We start from the raw sequence: 17530 nt of genomic DNA on the forward strand, positions 1-17530 counted from the left end.
ATTAAATTTTCCACGGGGTAGTTTTACCGGGTTTCTTTCTTTCTTTCTTTCTTTGTATAATGCCGTTTCAGTATGTTATGCTTTTTATTCGATTGTAATTTATCAACCTGTAAACAAACAAAATAGCATGAATCAAACAAAATTGAGAAAGAACCCAATTTAAGGAGGCTCTTTATTTTTGTAATTTCTATGAAAACGTTGAGGAAAAGATTCCTTGTTGTACTTACTACGGTAATGTGTACTTTAGGAGTAATTGGTGGAATTATTTTTTATAATATAATTCCCGAAGAATTATTTATATGGTATCCTAGTATTCCAATCTTCTTTTACCTGATGGGATTCTCATTTGGTGAGGTGTTAAGGCGGATAAACAAGAAATCTAACAATGAGTTGTTGAATATATATTTGGTGCTAAGAATAGCTAAGGTCTTTGCTACAGTAATATTTATAGGATTATACGTATTATTGATTAATGAAAAAGATAAAGAATTTGTGCTTACAATTGCATTTTTCTATGTGGCTTATTCGGTACTTGAAACCAAATTCTATTTTGATTTTGAAAAGAGTTTAAAAAGAAAAAAAGCAAATGAAAAACTTAGTGTATAAGATAAGAAGATATACATGGCTATTGCTACTTATGTTTTTGCCTGTGTTACCAGCTTCGGCTAATGAGTCAGAAGGCAAAGGTGAGGTAGATGTTAAAAGCATAGTTTTTGGTCATATTGGCGATTCATATGAGTGGCATATTACCACATGGGGCGAAACCCATATCTCCATTCCTTTGCCTGTTATTGTTATGGGGCAGGATGGAACCTGGCATATGTTTTTCTCTTCTGAATTCCATCATTCTCCCACAGGTGAGTACGAAGGGTTTTATGTTGCCAAAGGAGGACAATTTGATGGTAAGATTGTAGAGAAGAATGCAGCCGGTGCAGAAGTGAGGCCGCTCGACTTATCAATTACCAAAACTGCGTTTGCTATAATTCTAAACAGCATTCTTCTTTGTGTAATTATTCTAGGTGTATCTCGCTGGTCAAAAAGAAATCCCAATCAGGCTCCGAAAGGATTTGTGGGAACCATGGAAATGTTTATCATGGACATCAATGATAACGTAATAAAAGCCTGTATCGGAAAAGGATATGAGCGTTATTCTCCGTATCTGTTAACCGTATTTTTCTTTATTTTCTTTAATAACCTGATGGGGCTTATCCCTATATTTCCAGGAGGTGCCAATGTAACCGGTAACATTGCAATCACGCTGACTCTGGCATGTTGTACATTGCTAGCGGTTAACCTGTTTGCCACTAAAGAATATTGGAAAGAGATTTTCTGGCCCGATGTGCCATTGGCATTGAAACCAATTATGATTCCTATTGAAATAGTGGGTATCCTGACCAAGCCTTTTGCATTGATGATTCGTCTCTTTGCAAACATTATGGCCGGACACTCTGTGATTTTGAGTCTTGTTTGCTTGGTATTTATTACAGCAACCATGGGACAGGTACTAAATGGCTCGATGACTGTATTATCTGTTTTCTTCGGAATCTTCATGAATATTCTGGAACTTTTGGTAGCCTATATCCAGGCTTACGTATTCACGATGCTTTCTTCGGTGTTTATCGGACTCTCTCTGGTAGAGCATCATCATGAAGCAAAATAAAAATTGAATTTTAAATTAAAACATTAATATTAAACCATTAAAAATAAAAAATTATGTTAGGAACAGTATTATTACAAGCAGCAGCAGCTGGTTTGGGATTAGGTAAATTAGGTGCAGCTATTGGTGCAGGTATTGCAGCCATCGGAGCTGGTCTTGGTATTGGTAAAATCGGTAGTTCTGCTATGGAAGCCATCGCTCGTCAACCAGAATCTGCAGGTGATATTCGTATGAATATGATTATTATTGCTGCATTGGTTGAAGGTGTTGCTTTGTTTGCCGTTGTTGTTTGTTTCTTAGCTCTATAATAACATGTCATTATTACAACCTGAATTTGGACTTCTGTTCTGGATGCTCCTTTCGTTTGCAGTGGTATTTATCATTCTTGCGAAATTCGGCTTTCCTGTCATCACTAAGATGGTAGAAGAGCGTAAGCAATTTATTGATAAATCACTCGAAGCTGCAAAAACAGCCAACGAGCAGTTGGCCGGCATTAAAGCCGACGGAGAAGCTATGTTGGCAGAAGCTCGTGAAGAGCAGGTGAGAATCTTGAATGAGGCAGCTGCTATTCGCGAAAAAATATTAAGCGAAGCAAAAGTAAGCGCACAAATTGAAGCCAAAAAACAATTAGACGAAGTAAGACTTCAAATCCAGGCTGAAAAAGAAGAAGCTATCCGCGATGTTCGTCGTCAGATAGCAGTCTTGTCAGTTGATATTGCCGAAAAGGTTATTCGTACCAATTTAACGAAGGACAAGGCACAGATGGAGATGATTGATCGTTTATTGGACGAATTGACTGTATCAAAATCGTAAACAATGAATATAGGTATTATTCCAATGCGTTATGCAAAAGCTTTATTTGCTTTCGCGCAAGATAAAGGTATGGAAGAGACTGTTTATGCGGAGATGAACCAGCTTGCCCGGAGTTTCGCAGAGCATGCCTCCTTAAAAACCATACTCGACAATCCTGTGTTGAAAAGCAAAGAGAAGCAAGCGCTAATATGCACTGCGGCCGGTACTCAGGTGAGCGATATATTTGTGCGTTTCATTGAAATGGTATTGCATCATAAAAGAGAAAAGCATCTGCAATCCATTGCTTTGATGTATCAGGATTTATACCGCAAGGCCAGACAGATAACCATCGGTTCTTTGGTCACGGCTACTCCGTTGAGTGCCGATGAAGAGAATCGCATGAGGAAAATGCTGATGATGGATAAAGAAGGAACGCTGGAGTTCAAAGCAACAGTCGATCCGGAAATTCTTGGCGGATTTATCTTTGGTATTGATACCTACCGTTTGGACGCAAGTGTTGCAACTCAGCTTAAACGGGTGAAGAACCAGTTTATGGATAAGAATAGAAAAAGTTTATAAATAAAGAATTATGTCCGAAAATATAAAAGCAAGTGAAGTTTCCGAAGTGTTGCGGATGCAGCTTGAAGGAATTGATACCAGTCTTCAGTTTGATGAAGTGGGGACTGTACTTCAGGTGAGTGACGGAGTTGTCCGCATTTACGGCCTTAGGAATGCTGAAGCTAACGAGCTGCTGGAGTTCGACAATGGTATGAAAGCCGTTGTGATGAACCTGGAAGAAGATAATGTGGGCGCTGTGTTACTTGGCCCTACAGATCAGATAAAGGAAGGATATATAGTAAAACGTACCAAGCGTATTGCTTCCATCAATGTGGGAGAAGGCATGCTGGGACGTGTAATCAATCCGCTTGGTGAATCGCTAGATGGTAAAGGAGAAATTTCAGGCGAGCGTTTTGAAATGCCTTTGGAACGTAAAGCTCCGGGAGTAATTTTCCGTCAGCCGGTAAATCAGCCTCTGCAAACAGGTTTGAAGGCTGTTGATGCCATGATTCCTATCGGACGCGGCCAGCGTGAGTTGATTATCGGTGACCGTCAGACTGGAAAAACTTCGATAGCCATTGATACTATTATCAACCAGAGAAGTAACTTTGAAGCCGGTGATCCGGTATATTGTATCTATGTGGCCATTGGTCAAAAAGGTTCTACTGTAGCTACCATCGTAAATACTCTGAAAGAGAAAGGCGCGATGGATTATACTATTGTAGTTTCTGCAACTGCATCAGACCCTGCTGCATTGCAATATTTCGCACCTTTTGCCGGAGCTGCCATCGGTGAGTATTTCCGCGATACCGGTCGTCATGCTCTTGTAGTTTATGATGACTTGTCCAAACAGGCCGTTGCCTATCGTGAGGTATCCCTTATTCTTCGTCGTCCTTCCGGACGTGAAGCATATCCGGGCGATATCTTCTATCTGCACTCTCGTCTGCTGGAACGTTCTGCAAAGATTATCAATCAGCAGGAAGTGGCTTGTCAGATGAACGACCTGCCCGAAAGCATGAAAGGCAAGGTGAAAGGTGGTGGCTCGCTCACAGCTCTTCCGATTATTGAAACTCAGGCTGGAGACGTTGCTGCTTATATCCCTACCAACGTAATCTCTATTACCGATGGTCAGATATTCCTGGATACCGACTTGTTCAACCAAGGTAACCGTCCGGCTATCAACGTAGGTATCTCTGTATCTCGTGTGGGAGGTAACGCTCAGATAAAGGCGATGAAGAAAGTTGCAGGTACCTTGAAAATAGACCAGGCACAATTCCGCGAATTGGAAGCATTTACCAAGTTTGGTGGTGATATGGACCCAGTAACTGCCCTTACTATTAACAAAGGTCAGAAGAATACTCGTTTGCTGGTTCAGCCTCAATATACTCCAATGCCGGTTGAGCAACAGATTGCAATCCTTTATTGCGGTACACACGGCTTGTTGAAATCTGTAAAGCTAGATAAAGTGCACGAGTTTGAGAAGAACTTCTTATTAGATCTTCAAAACAACCACCAGACAGATGTACTCGATGTACTGAAAAAAGGTGTCATCAACGATGAGGTGTCTTCAATTATCGAGAAAGTAGCAGAAAAGATTGCGAAAATCTATAGTAAATAGGAGGGAATATGGCATCACTAAAAGAAGTAAAAGGAAGAATTGCATCGGTTAACAGTACCCGGAAGATTACCTCTGCCATGAAAATGGTGGCCTCGGCTAAGCTGCACCGTGCGCAGAATTCTATTGCGAATATGCTTCCTTACGAGAAGAAGCTGCATGCCATGCTAACGGCTTTTCTCTCAATCGAAGCCGATATTCAGTCACCTTATATTAAGGAACGTTCTGTAAAAAGGGTAGCTATAGTTGCTTTCTCTTCCAATTCCTCTCTCTGCGGTGCGTACAATGCCAATGTGGCCCGTCAGCTCAACCTGATGGTCGATGGGTATGCTTCTGAGATTGGTAAAGAGAATGTTCTGATTTTTGCTGTGGGCAAGAAGATTGGTCATGCTGCTAAGAAAGAAGGCCACAATGTCGTTGAAAACTTCCTGGAAATGGCTGACAAGCCTTCGTATCAGGAAGCGTTCGACCTCTCTCGTAAACTGATGAAACTGTTTACAGAACATCAGGTTGACAAAGTGGAACTGCTTTATCATCACTTTAAGAACACAGCTTCGCAGTTACTTACCCGTGAGGAATATCTGCCGGTAAATCTGCAAGCCATTGAGACTGAAGAGATACCTGGACAGCACCATAAATGGGCTTTGCATCATATCTTTGAGCCTTCGAAGGAAGATTTGCTGGCAACGTTAATACCTCAGGTTCTTGGCTTAAAATTGTACACAGCGCTATTAGACTCTAATACGTCCGAACATGCAGCCCGAACCATGGCTATGCAAATTGCGACCGATAATGCAAACGATTTGATTCAGGAACTTACAGTTCAGTACAACAAATCCCGTCAACAGGCTATTACAAATGAGCTGCTTGATATTATCGGTGGTTCTTTGAAATAAATTTAAATACGATTATAGAAAAGGCTGTCTATTGAAGACAGCCTTTTTTGTTGAGATGTCTCGGTTTTAAAACTCTTTCATACTGAACCACTCGTGCACACTCATTTAGCAATTAAAAACTGATAATTATAAGTTAATGCTGCACCCTATATTCATTTGGTGAACATCCAACACGCTTTTTAAACAAGCGGCTAAAATGTTGAGGATATTTAAAGCCCAATTCATATGCAATTTCGCTTACAGATTTACTTGTGTCAAACACTAACTCTTTAGCGGTATCAATTAACTTCAACTGTATATGTTCAAGAGCTGATTTTCCAGTTTCTTTCTTGATTAGATCTCCTAGATAGTTCGCTGATAGATTAAGCTTATCGGCACAATATCCGACGGTTGGTAAGCCGATATTCTGTGGTTTAGATGATGTAAAATAATCATCCAGCAGATTTTCAAATCGAACTAATATATTTTTATTAACATGTTCACGAGTAATAAACTGACGGTCATAGAAACGTTTACAATAATTAAGGAGTAATTCTATATTCGATGTAATCAACGTTTTGCTGTGTTTGTCTATGGAGTGATTTAATTCCATTTCAATTTTATGCAAGCAGTCTATTACAACTAATCGTTCTTGTTCTGATAAATGAAGCGCTTCATTAACTTCATAAGAAAAAAAAGAATATTCTTTGATATTTCGTCCAAGCGAAGTACCACGTATCAAGTCCGGATGAAATAACAATGCCCAACCTTTTGGCTGAAAATACTCACCGTTATCTTCTACACCAAGAACTTGCCCCGGTGCAATACACACCAATGTACCTTCTTGGTAATCATAATAATTACGACCATAGATCAAATCTCCGCATTTTACATCTTTCAGATATATTGCATAAAAGCCGAAACTATGACGCATATGTGCTATTTTGTTAGACTTTGACATATCAATGACACTAACTAACGGATGCAATGTTTCCAGTCCGAGAAGGACATTATAATCACATATATTATCAATTTTTAATATCTCATTCATAAGCACTTATATATTAGTTTGCAAGACAAAAGTAGCACTTATTTTGTTATTTATATCGTAAGACATCTTGTATCTGTAATATTGGTATGCATATCAGTAATCTGTATAACAGTGCCTCGGGAAATCCGGTATAATTTTGCATCATCAAAAATAATATAATTATGAAATACAGAAAATTAGGAAATAGTGGCCTTGAAGTTTCTGAAATGGGACTAGGTTGTATGGGGATGAGCTCGGGTTACGGTCCAGCATCTGATGTTAAAGAAATGACTAAGTTAATTCACGCTGCATTAGTTAGAGGTATTAACTTTTTCGATACTGCCGAGATTTATGGTCCTTACATTAATGAAGTACTTGTTGGTAATGCATTGGTACACGTACGTGATAAAGTTGTTATTGCCACAAAGTTTGGTATTAAGTATGCGAATGGAAATCAGGAACTAGATAGCCGTCCCGAAATTATTCGTGCATCTGTTGAAGGATCTTTGAAGCGTCTTAAAACGGATGTAATAGATTTGTATTATCTGCACCGTGTGGATGTAAATGTACCTATTGAAGATGTGGCAGGAACAATCAAGGATTTTATGAAAGAAGGTAAAGTAAAACATTGGGGACTTTCTGAGGCTTGTGTTCAGACTATTCGTAAAGCTCATGCCGTGTGTCCGGTAACTGCCGTACAAAGTGAATATTCCATGATGTGGCGTAAACCTGAAGAAGAACTTCTTCCGGCACTTGAAGAAATGGGCATTGGGTTCGTACCATTCAGTCCCCTCGGGAAAGGCTTTCTTACAGGTGCAATCAACAAGAATGCAAAATTCGAAGGCTCTGATTTCCGCAGCATTGTTCCGCGTTTTACATCAGAGAATCTGAATGCGAACCAGGTCTTAGTGAATTTTATTCGTGAAATTGCTGCACAAAAGAATGCCACACCTGCACAAGTTGCTCTGGCCTGGGTCATAGCCCAAAAGCCATGGATTGTTCCAATTCCGGGAACCCGCAAGATGGAAAGGCTCGAAGAAAACATAAATGCGCTAAATATTGAGTTTTCCCCCGGTGAGATTGCTCATATCAATGAGTCTCTTTCAAAGATTGAGATAAAAGGTGCACGCTATCCTGAAGATTTGGAAAAAAGAACAGGACGATAAGAAAAAGTGAAGTTTACAAAACAAAATGAAGAACTTAGTAACAATTTCAATAGTTGCTGCAATTCTGTTATTCAGTCAATACAATCAATTAAAGGCACAAAATATGATAGAAAAAAATCCCAAAGTCAGTAATTTCCCAGTGGGAGACAAATTGCCCGAAATGTATTCTAAATACTTCATCGGACAGGCTTATTTAGCTCCGTTGACAAAAAATAAAGATTTAAATTGTCCCATATCTAATGTGACCTTTGAACCGGGTTGTCGAAATAACTGGCATAGCCATACTGGTGGTCAAATCCTTGTTGTAGTAGGTGGAAAAGGATATTATCAGGCTAAAGGTGAAGCGGCACGTTTGCTTTTACCCGGTGATGTGGTTGAGATTTCGGCTAATGTGGTTCACTGGCACGGTGCTGGTCCGGATAGTTGGTTTTCGCATTTGGCAATTGAAACAAATCCACAGAATAGCAAAAACACCTGGTTAGAAGCTGTGGATGACGAGCAATATAAAAAAGCAACTGACGCTTCAAAAAGTGACCCCATCAACTTAACGAATGCGGCTATTAAAAATCATGAAGAATTATGGCCCGGTTATATCTCTAAAATAGCTAAAACTGATCCAGAATTGATTCAGATATTCGATAATTGGGCTTTCGGCGAGGTCATTAGCGATGGTAACATCGACACCAAAACCCGGGTGATAATGATTATGGGTTCCACCATTGCTCAAGGTGCACTTACGGAATATAAAATGTTTGTAAATGGAGCTCTCAATGTGGGTGTTACACCTGTTGAAATAAAGGAAATTCTGTATCAATCGGTTGCTTATGTTGGAGTGGCAAAGGTGATAGACTTTATTAATGCCGCAAACGAGATATTTACAGAACATGGTATTGCTTTACCTCTGAAAGGGCAATCTACTACCAATCGTGAAACACGTTTTGAGAAGGGATTGGCTCTTCAAAAGGATATTTTTGGAGAGGTTATTGATAAAATGTACGAGCAAGCACCGAAGAATCAGCTGCATATACAAAAGTATCTATCGGCAAATTGCTTTGGTGATTATCAAACTCGTACAGGTTTAGATACAAAGACAAGAGAACTTTTAACTTTCTCCATGCTCATCAGCATGGGTGGCACTGAATCGCAGGTAAAAGGACATATTCTTGGAAACGTTAAAGTGGGCAATGACAAAGAAACATTGTTGAGTGTAACCACACAACTTTTACCATATATAGGATATCCTCGTACCTTGAATGCATTGAAATTTTTAAATGAAGTTATACCTGAATAAACAAAAAAAAAAGTATGCAAATTCTCTGAAAAACAGATAATTCCATAAATGAATATCATTAATATGAGTATTTATTCCAGTAATATGTATAATAACACATAAGAAATCCATAATAAATTTGCATCGTGAATAAAATTTGGAGAAAGAGTAAATTATAGAACTTAAAAAGATTATGAATTCAGAAAATAAAAACATTTTAATCGCATATTATTCACGATCAGGCAATAACTATGTTGGCGGGTCAATCGTTAATCTGCCTGTTGGTAATACGGAAGTGATAGCCAAGATGATTCAGGAAATGACTGGTGGTGATCTCTTTAAGATAGAGACTGTGGATTCTTATCCAGAAGATTATACTCAGGCTACGGAGGTTGCACAAAGTGAACTAAACATGGATGCCAGACCAGAATTATCAACTAATCTTGAAAATACAGATAAATATGATATTATATTTATTGGATATCCTAACTGGTGGGGAACAATGCCTATGTCGGTTTTCACTTTCTTTGAAGAATATGACTTATCAGGAAAAGTAATTATACCATTTTGCACTCACGAGGGCAGTGGATTATCAAGAAGCGTAAAGGACATTGAAAAGCTTAATCCGAATTCAGAAGTGTTTCCGGCTTTGGCCATTCGAGGAGGAAGTGTGCAATCTCCATCTTCTAGAAAAAGCGTGGAAATGTGGTTAAAGGACAACGATATTTTATAAACTACATATAAAGATGATTATGCAAAAAGTGATATTAAATAATGGCATTGAAATGCCAATCCTTGGATTTGGTGTTTATCAGGTTACCGATGATGAAGAATGCGAAAGAAGTGTTTATGATGCTATAGCAGCCGGTTATAGGTCAATTGATACTGCCGCTGCTTATGGAAATGAAGAAGCTGTGGGAAAGGCAATCAAAAGAAGTGGTGTAGCAAGAGAAGAATTGTTTATCACCACAAAGCTTTGGATTCAGGATGCCGGTTACGAAAGCACGAGAAATGCTTTTGAGAGATCCTTAAGAAATTTACAGTTGGATTATTTGGACTTGTATTTAATTCATCAACCTTTTGGAGATGTTTATGGCTCTTGGCGAGCTATGGAAGAGCTCTATCAAGAGGGTAAAATCAAAGCTATAGGTGTCAGCAATTTCCAACCTGACCGTTTGATGGATTTAATACTCCATAATAAAGTAGTTCCAGCTGTAAATCAGATTGAGACTCATCCGTTTTGCCAACAAATCGAAACTGCAAAATTCTTACAAGAAAATAAAGTTCAGATTGAATCATGGGGACCATTTGCTGAGGGCAGAAATAATATCTTCCAAAATGAACTGCTGTTATCTATTGCACAGAAATACAGAAAGAGTGTTGCTCAGATAATTCTGCGCTGGTTAACGCAAAAAGGTATTGTGGTGATTCCCAAATCCACCCATAAAGAAAGAATCATTGAGAACTTTAATATTTTCGATTTTGAACTAGCCCCGGAAGATATGGATGCAATTGTAGCACTCGATATGAATCGCAGTAGTTTTCTTGATCATCGTGATCCGGAAATAGTTAAATGGTTAAGTACCGCAGTATTTTAAACTAAATAAAAATCAAACAAAAACAATTTAAACAATAATCAAAATGAAAGATTTCACATTTTACAATCCTACCCGGATAGAATTCGGAACAGAAAAAGAGAAAAATATAGGAAAATACATTGCTGAATATGGCGTTTCAAAAGTATTAATCATTTATGGTTCAGACCGAATAAAGAAGAACGGCTTGTTTGACGTCGTAGCTAAGTCTTTGGCCGATAACGGAATAAGTTTTGAAGAGTTGGGCGGTGTGCAAAGCAATCCACTGTTAAGCAAGGTGTATGAAGGTATTCAACTCGCTAAAGCAAAAGGTCTGGAAGCTGTACTGGCTGTTGGTGGCGGTTCTGTGTTGGATTCATCAAAAGCTATTGCAGCAGGAGCTGCCTACGAAGGTGATGTTTGGGATTTCTTTATCTATAAGGCTGTTCCCAATAATGCCTTGAAGATTTTCGACATTATGACACTCGCGGCTACCGGTAGCGAGATGAACAACTATGCAGTTGTTACAAAAGATGAAACGAAACAAAAGCTGAGTCTTGCCGGTGCTGCCACATTCCCGACTGTCTCGGTAATAAACCCTGAACTGCAGACTTCTGTTACCAAAGAATACCTGGTTTATTCGGCCGCTGATATTTTCGCACATAGTTTAGATATGTACCTATCGGCTACCTATTTACCCGAATTTATTGCCGGACACGTTGAAAATATTCTGAAGACGGTTATCAGAACAACTGAAATTCTGTTGACAGATGCCGGTAACCTTGAGGCAAGAGGTGAATTTGCCTGGGCTGCTACACAAGCCTTGAATTTCACCACTTTTTGCGGAGTAGAAAACAACCGGTTCGATACCCATTTTATAGAGCATACGCTATCGGCCGAATATAATATTGCACACGGCGCAGGCTTGTCTATTATAGTTCCGGCGTGGATGAAATGGCAAAAGAACAATCTTCCAGAACGCTTTGGACGCTTTGCTAAAAACATTTTCAATGTTGAAGGTGCAGATTCAGGAATAGAGGCACTTAAAAACTGGTATGTAAAAATCGGAACTCCCGTTACATTAAAAGAAGGCAACATTCCGGAAGGCGACATTCCTGCACTGGTCGAAAAATTATCTGCTATTGCCAGCATGTGGGGAGCTGAAGGCTTCTATACCAAAGAGATGATAACAACTGTGCTTGAAAATGCCAGATAATAGAATTCCAGGCTCTTACATCGTAGATGGTTTTAATTGATTATTGAATATCAAAATTAAAGTATCTATGGAAGCATAAATAATGTTAATTAAAACATTAGCTATGCATAAAAATAGAACAAATAGAAAATATATAAAAGGTGTTGTTTTAAGCCCATTTATTCTTGGAGATTAAAACAGCACCTTATAATTAAAATGTTCATGCAAGAATTTATCTTCCCGTAACCTGCAGATATCTGGATTTCTTGATTAAGAAGTTTACTTTCGCTTCGGTTTCCTGATTTCTGCTTTGCTGCATCAGAGTTTGAGCATCGAGCAAATCACTGAGAGCCACTGTACCGGCTTTGTAATATTCGTTGTTTAGCCGTAGGTTTTCAGTGGACGACTGAACCGATTTTTCTGCCAGCTTTACCTGCTTATAAGCCTCTTCCAGCTCATTCCACAATTGCTGCATCTGGATAAGAAGCAGTTCACTGTTGCTCTGTTTTGTGTTCTCTGCCATTTGCTGGTTCAACTTAAGTTTTTTGATTGCGTGCGAACCTCCCCACCATCCGGAAAGAGGAACCGAGACTGTGGCAAATGCCATGGCAAAGTTATGTTTATTATCCAGTAGGTCGTGGTACACATAACCTGCTCCAACGGCTACTTGCGGCATATATTCTCCGGTTTTCATTTTTGTCTGAACCCGGCTGGCTTCCACGTTCTTGCCTAGTAACCTGTATTCAGCCCGCTTTTGAAGCGCCTCTTCATGATTCATCCTAAATTCAAGCGGTGAGCTTATCACCGTGAATGGGATCGTATCGAGCAGATACTCTTTGTTGGGTGTACCCAGGTATTGGTTCAAAGCTAACCGGGCAATGGAAATGCCGTTTTCCAGTGACAGTTTATTGCTGGCAATTTCATTTTGTTTTAATTCAACCCGGAGTACATCGTTTCTGGTGATGATTCCGGCATCGAATGATACACTTACATCCTTGTGCAAGTTGCTTAACTGCGTTTCCACTACCTGAACGGTTTTCATCTTCTCCTGCAGGGAAACAATCTGCCAAAAGTACTGCTCAGCATTGAACGTAACTTCATCTTCCGAAAGCTGAAGCTGGTAGCTGCTCACCTCTTCTCCCAGTTTTGCCAGTTTGTTTCCGTAGATAATCCGCCCTCCAGTGAAAACCGGCTGAATGGCGGTTATAGCTCCTACAACACCGTTCTTCATTAAAGGTAGTCCCATCCCCATGATGTTCATTTCCATCATGCCTTTGTTGGCATCGATTCCAGTCCCCATTGCGCTGACAACCGGAAAGTACTTGGTGAAAGCTTCTTTCTTCACTTCGCTCGATGCCGATTGTTCCAACCTGGCATTCCTCATTTTAACGTTATTCTCAACTGCGAGTTTCTTGCATTGTTCCAGAGTCAGCATCTCTTGAGCGGAGATGCTTGTTATGCAACAAAGCAGAAGTCCTATCAGTATTATATCTCTTTTTCTCATTTATATATCAATATTTAATCGGTTAATCGGATTTATCTTCAATAAAGCGTTGCCGTGTTATGACAACCTATTATTCCGGAGAACTAATTCCTTTATGTTTACCACGAAAAATCAACCAATATGTTACCGGAAGTACCGTGACTACCAGCACCATGGAGATAAGCGTTCCGAAACAGATGACCGAACCCATAGGGGCCCACATCGGACTTTTACTTATTATCATCGGAATAACTCCCATAGATGCTGCTGCCGACGTGAGGAAGATGGGACGCATTCGTCTTTTGCCGGCTTCAAGAGCAGCTTCATAAGCTGGAATCTTCTGTTTCTTTCTCAATGTTTCGGCATAATCAAGCATAATAATTCCGTTTCTTACCAAAATACCCATCAAACTGATTATACCCAGAACAGCTGTCAGGCTCACATCAAGTCCCATTACCCAGATGCCGAACGCAGCACCGAAGATGGTTAACGATATTGAGCCCAGAATGAGCAGAGCCAGATTAATTTTCCGGAAATGGAAAAGCAGGATGAAGAAGATAATGACAACAGCAATCAGCAGACCTCCGATTATCTGAGGAAGAGCCTCTTCGTCAGATTCTTTCTGACCTCCCATGCTTAAGGTGACTCCCTGTGGCATTGATATTTTCTCTAGTTCCTTCTCGATTTTTGTTTCGGTTGCCGTAACATTCACACCGCGTTTTACATCGGCCTTTACAGATAGGGTACGTACCCCGTTGCGACGTACAATCTGTCCATCGGTCCAGTCGGCTTCCACTTTGGCTATCTGGCGTAATGGGACCGATACTCCGGGAATGAGTGAAGAAACGTATTCATTTCCCAAGTCCTCGAAGTTGGGGTCGCTTTTACGTTCGGCACGCAGCTTCACCTGCATCGGATAGTCACCGTCCCACAATGTGGTAAGAGGAATACCCGGCCCGAAACGCATGGCCATGTTGGCCGAAACCAATGATTTGTTTATCCCCAAACGGTTTGCTTCGTCGTGGTCAATATTAATTAAAGCACCTGGTGTTTGCTCTTCGAGGTTGGTTCGTACAAGATTTAGTTCTTTCATACTCCGGAGCCTGCTCAACACCTGTTCTGATGCACGTTTCAGTGCACCCAGACTATCGCCGCTTAAGCGAACCTCGATGGGAGAGAGAGCATCCGAATAATCGAGTTGTTTAAAACGAATGTAGGCATTTGGGAAATAGTTGGAATATTTGCCGGTCAGCTCATCAAGCAGTTCTTCGGTAGCTTTGCTGGAGACCGTGTTCACAATGTATTGGGCATAGTTGCTTCCAGGCATATTGGGGGCATACGAAGTGTGGAAGCGCGGTGAACCTTCTCCCACAAACGAAGTGATGGATACAATCCGTTTATCTTTACGCATAATTTGTTCCAGACTGTCCGTAACAGCTGCTGTCTGCTCAATGGCAGTTCCTTTGGGCAGGTAAAGCTCAACTGCAAACTGGTTGCGCTCTGCAATCGGCATCAATCTTTGAGGAAGCAGGCTGAACATTATGATTCCTATAAGAACAATTCCTATCCCGGTTCCTATTGTAATCCACGGATGTCTGAAACATTTTTCGAGTAACCATTCATACTTCCTTTGCATCATGTTAAGCACACTGTTCTTCTTTTCCTTTTTCCCTTCATCAGACTGTTTCAATCCGGTTCTGACAAAGAAATATTGCAAGTAAGGAACCAACAGCATCGCAACCAGCAGCGAAATTCCCAGAATAATGGTGATGGCCCAGGGAAATGCCAGCAGAAAATCCTTAAACATCCCTTTCATAGTGACCAGAAACGGGAAGAAGGTAATACTGATGGCCAATGTTGCAGAAAAAATGGACTTGAAGAACTTCTGGGCACTCATTATGGATGCATACCAGCGCGACATGCCCTGATCAATCCGTTCAATGTAGCTGTCGATGATAACGATGGAGTTGTCAACTATCATTCCGAGAGTAACAATCAGTGCTGCAAGTGTCACCGTATTCAGCTCGATACCAAAAGCATAGAAAAGCCCCAACGAGATAAATATGGAAATTGGAATGGTAGATGCTGCAACTGATGCAACACGCATAGGGAGAAGTGCCATAATTACGATAATAACTGCGACAATAGCTATCAGCAGTTCCTTCAGAAAGTCGATCACAGAATCGCCAACTACTTTAGGTTGGTCGGCAATGCGATACATACTCACACTTTTTGGAAGCTCTTTCTGATAGGATTCCAGTACCATATCCACGTCGTGTCCAAACTGAACAATGTTGTTTCCGGAACGCATCTCCATGGAAAGAAGAATGCATTTTTTCCCGTTGTTTTTTATGTATGAATCAGGGTCGGGATATTCACGGACAATCCGTGCCACATCTTTCAGTCTGATGACATGTCCGGTAGGGTCAGAGTAAATAATCTGTTCGGCTATGTCTCTTTCTGTTTTATAAGTCTCGGATATATGGATCGGAGCAACAAACCTCTTGTTGTCTACCGAACCGCTCATCGTTGTAAACCCTTGCGTGAAGAGGTTGGCAGCCAGTGTGGTCGAACTTATTCCGTAAGCAGCCAGTTTCTCCTGTTCAATATAAATGCTGATTTGTTCTTTCTGCAAACCATAACTGCGAAGATTGGAAACCGCATCGATTCGTCGTAGTCTGTTTTGCAGTTCGTCCAGGTATTTTTCCAGCTCGCGGTAAGTTTTGTCTTCCGATTCCAGAGTAATCAGCAACGCCGAAGTATCACCGAAATCATCGTTTGCCATCAGTTCCAGCACGCCTGAAGGCAGCTGCGACTTGAATCCATCCAGTCCGTGTTTAAACTTCGACCAGAATTCGTCCTTGTTCCTTACGTCGTCGTTCAGTTCCACATTAACAATTACCATCCCGTCTTTAGAGGTGGAGTATGTCTTTTTTTTCTTTACCTCTTTATAAGTGAATATGAATTTTTCCAATGGCTTGGTCAGCTGCTCCTCTACTTCGGCCGATGTAGCACCGGGATAAATTCCAATGACCAGTCCCTGACGGATTGTAAATGTAGGAAATTCCTGCTTGGGCATTACGATGAGTGCATACACTCCGAACAGCACCAACAGTGTAGTAATGAGAACTACAATCTGCCGGTGCCTCATGGCTGCTTCTACTATGTTGATTTTCTTTCTGCTCATTTTATCACAACTTTCATTCCTTCACTTACCTTTTGATTTCCCTCGGTTATCACCTTGTCGCCAGCCGACAGTCCGCTGTTAATGACAACCCCTTTATTTGTCAAGGCTCCTGTTGTAACCATCTTTCTGATTGCTTTCCCATCCTTAGCCAGCCATACAAATCGATCGCCATTTTCTAGAATCTGAACTGCACCGTTTGGCAGCAGAATTTTTCCGGAATTCTTTTCGGATGCAATATACACTTCACAGACCATACCCGGCATCAACTCTCGTTGTGAGTTGTTTATTCTGATTTTTACCTCGTAGGTATGTGAAAAAGGATTGGCCATTACACCTTTTTCTTCTACCTTTCCTTCAAACTGTCTGTGATTTAGCGCAGCAACATTTACAATTGCTGCAGTTCCTGATTTTACACCCGAAATTTCATTCTCCGGAATCGAGACTTTTACATTGACTTTATCAATGGTTACCAGCTTAAGCGCTTCTAGTCCCGGTGCCACATTCATTCCTGGTTCGATGGATTTCCTTGCGATGAATCCGCTGAATGGAGCATACAGATTACAGTCGTTTAGGTTTTTCCTGGCAATACTTTCGGCTGCCTGCGCTTGCTGCAAAGCGGTTTGAACCTCAATATACTTTATCTCAGGAAGAGAGCCTTTGTCGTGTAGCTGTGTAAGCCGATTGTAAGCATCTTCAGCTTGCTTCAGCGATGAAAGTGCCATGCTGTAAGTGTTTTTGGGAGTAGCCTGATTGAGTACTGCCAGCAATTGCCCCTTTGACACACTTTGACCAGCTGAAACCATTACTTTCTCAACTGTACCCATCAATGGAAAACTAAGAGAAGTGCCCGTATTTTCTTCTATTGTGCCCACATAGTTATGATCTCCAGTGGTTTGAGAAAGGGCTACGGTTTCAACTTTTACCGGGATTGCTTCTTCTGTTCCTAAATTTTCTGTTTTATTTTTGCAACTTACAGCAAAGACCAGTAATGCAAATACATAAAACTTTCTTTTTACTCTCATACTAATATCTTATTTGGTTAAAAAATTATTGCTGTGCAAAGTTGAGCAGATTACTTAACGGAAGGAAGTTCTGCTTTTCCCCTTAATTGTTCTAAAGTTCTCATAC

At 40.5% G+C, this 17530-nt stretch carries 16 protein-coding genes; 12 read left to right on the top strand and 4 right to left on the bottom strand.

Features of this window, described 5'->3' with window-relative positions:
• Positions 1-189: 189 nt before the first annotated feature.
• Genes ABWU87_RS03730 through ABWU87_RS03760 form a run of 7 tightly spaced genes read left to right on the top strand, consistent with a single transcriptional unit; the run spans position 190 to position 5518 of the window.
• The gene (locus tag ABWU87_RS03730; protein ID WP_353333408.1) at positions 190-606 is read left to right on the top strand and encodes a hypothetical protein; all 417 of its coding nucleotides are present in this window, start codon (positions 190-192) and stop codon (positions 604-606) included.
• Positions 587-1660, top strand: a complete 1074-nt coding sequence (gene atpB / locus ABWU87_RS03735; RefSeq protein ID WP_434533902.1) for a F0F1 ATP synthase subunit A — start codon at positions 587-589, stop codon at positions 1658-1660. Before ABWU87_RS03730 ends, atpB begins: the two co-directional genes overlap by 20 nt.
• A gap of 53 nt (positions 1661-1713) precedes the next feature.
• On the top strand, positions 1714-1965 hold the full coding sequence (gene atpE, locus ABWU87_RS03740) for an ATP synthase F0 subunit C (RefSeq protein WP_353333410.1): 252 nt from the start codon (positions 1714-1716) through the stop codon (positions 1963-1965).
• A gap of 4 nt (positions 1966-1969) precedes the next feature.
• A complete protein-coding gene (gene atpF / locus ABWU87_RS03745) occupies positions 1970-2470 on the top strand; it encodes a F0F1 ATP synthase subunit B (RefSeq protein WP_353333412.1) in 501 nt (166 codons plus the stop codon).
• Positions 2471-2473: 3 nt separating this feature from the next.
• On the top strand, positions 2474-3028 hold the full coding sequence (locus ABWU87_RS03750) for a F0F1 ATP synthase subunit delta (RefSeq protein ID WP_353333414.1): 555 nt from the start codon (positions 2474-2476) through the stop codon (positions 3026-3028).
• Between the two features lie 10 nt (positions 3029-3038).
• Entirely contained in the window at positions 3039-4625 is a 1587-nt protein-coding gene (atpA, locus tag ABWU87_RS03755; protein WP_353333415.1) for a F0F1 ATP synthase subunit alpha, read from the top strand.
• A gap of 8 nt (positions 4626-4633) precedes the next feature.
• Positions 4634-5518 carry a F0F1 ATP synthase subunit gamma gene (locus tag ABWU87_RS03760; protein WP_353333417.1) on the top strand — a complete coding sequence of 295 codons (885 nt, stop codon included), beginning with the start codon at positions 4634-4636 and terminating at the stop codon, positions 5516-5518.
• A gap of 133 nt (positions 5519-5651) precedes the next feature.
• Here ABWU87_RS03760 and ABWU87_RS03765 read toward each other — a convergent pair whose 3' ends face one another.
• Entirely contained in the window at positions 5652-6548 is an 897-nt protein-coding gene (locus tag ABWU87_RS03765; protein ID WP_353333419.1) for a helix-turn-helix domain-containing protein, read from the bottom strand.
• Positions 6549-6709: 161 nt separating this feature from the next.
• Here ABWU87_RS03765 and ABWU87_RS03770 point away from each other — a divergent pair, with 161 nt between their 5' ends.
• The 5 genes from ABWU87_RS03770 (at position 6710) to ABWU87_RS03790 (ending at position 11753) form a co-directional block, all read left to right on the top strand.
• Positions 6710-7693: an aldo/keto reductase gene (locus ABWU87_RS03770; RefSeq protein ID WP_353333421.1), complete on the top strand. Its 984-nt coding sequence runs from the start codon at positions 6710-6712 to the stop codon at positions 7691-7693.
• 25 nt (positions 7694-7718) lie between these two features.
• Positions 7719-8984, top strand: a complete 1266-nt coding sequence (locus tag ABWU87_RS03775; protein WP_434533903.1) for a cupin domain-containing carboxymuconolactone decarboxylase family protein — start codon at positions 7719-7721, stop codon at positions 8982-8984.
• A 172-nt stretch (positions 8985-9156) separates the two neighbouring features.
• The gene (locus ABWU87_RS03780; protein WP_353333425.1) at positions 9157-9696 is read left to right on the top strand and encodes a flavodoxin; all 540 of its coding nucleotides are present in this window, start codon (positions 9157-9159) and stop codon (positions 9694-9696) included.
• 19 nt (positions 9697-9715) lie between these two features.
• A complete protein-coding gene (locus tag ABWU87_RS03785) occupies positions 9716-10561 on the top strand; it encodes an aldo/keto reductase (RefSeq protein WP_353333427.1) in 846 nt (281 codons plus the stop codon).
• Positions 10562-10604: 43 nt separating this feature from the next.
• Complete coding sequence (locus tag ABWU87_RS03790; RefSeq protein WP_353333429.1) at positions 10605-11753, top strand: iron-containing alcohol dehydrogenase; 1149 nt, start codon at positions 10605-10607, stop codon at positions 11751-11753.
• 211 nt (positions 11754-11964) lie between these two features.
• Here ABWU87_RS03790 and ABWU87_RS03795 read toward each other — a convergent pair whose 3' ends face one another.
• From ABWU87_RS03795 to ABWU87_RS03805, 3 genes are all read right to left on the bottom strand, one after another.
• Entirely contained in the window at positions 11965-13236 is a 1272-nt protein-coding gene (locus tag ABWU87_RS03795) for a TolC family protein (protein WP_353333431.1), read from the bottom strand.
• A 70-nt stretch (positions 13237-13306) separates the two neighbouring features.
• Positions 13307-16402, bottom strand: coding sequence for an efflux RND transporter permease subunit (locus tag ABWU87_RS03800; RefSeq protein ID WP_353333433.1), 3096 nt, complete (start codon positions 16400-16402; stop codon positions 13307-13309).
• Positions 16399-17424 carry an efflux RND transporter periplasmic adaptor subunit gene (locus tag ABWU87_RS03805; protein WP_353333435.1) on the bottom strand — a complete coding sequence of 342 codons (1026 nt, stop codon included), beginning with the start codon at positions 17422-17424 and terminating at the stop codon, positions 16399-16401. The genes ABWU87_RS03800 and ABWU87_RS03805 overlap by 4 nt, the downstream gene beginning before the upstream one ends.
• Between the last annotated feature and the right edge of the window lie 106 nt (positions 17425-17530).

The sequence above is a fragment of the Bacteroides sedimenti genome (assembly GCF_040365225.1).
Classification (GTDB): Bacteria; Bacteroidota; Bacteroidia; order Bacteroidales; family Bacteroidaceae; genus Bacteroides; species Bacteroides sedimenti.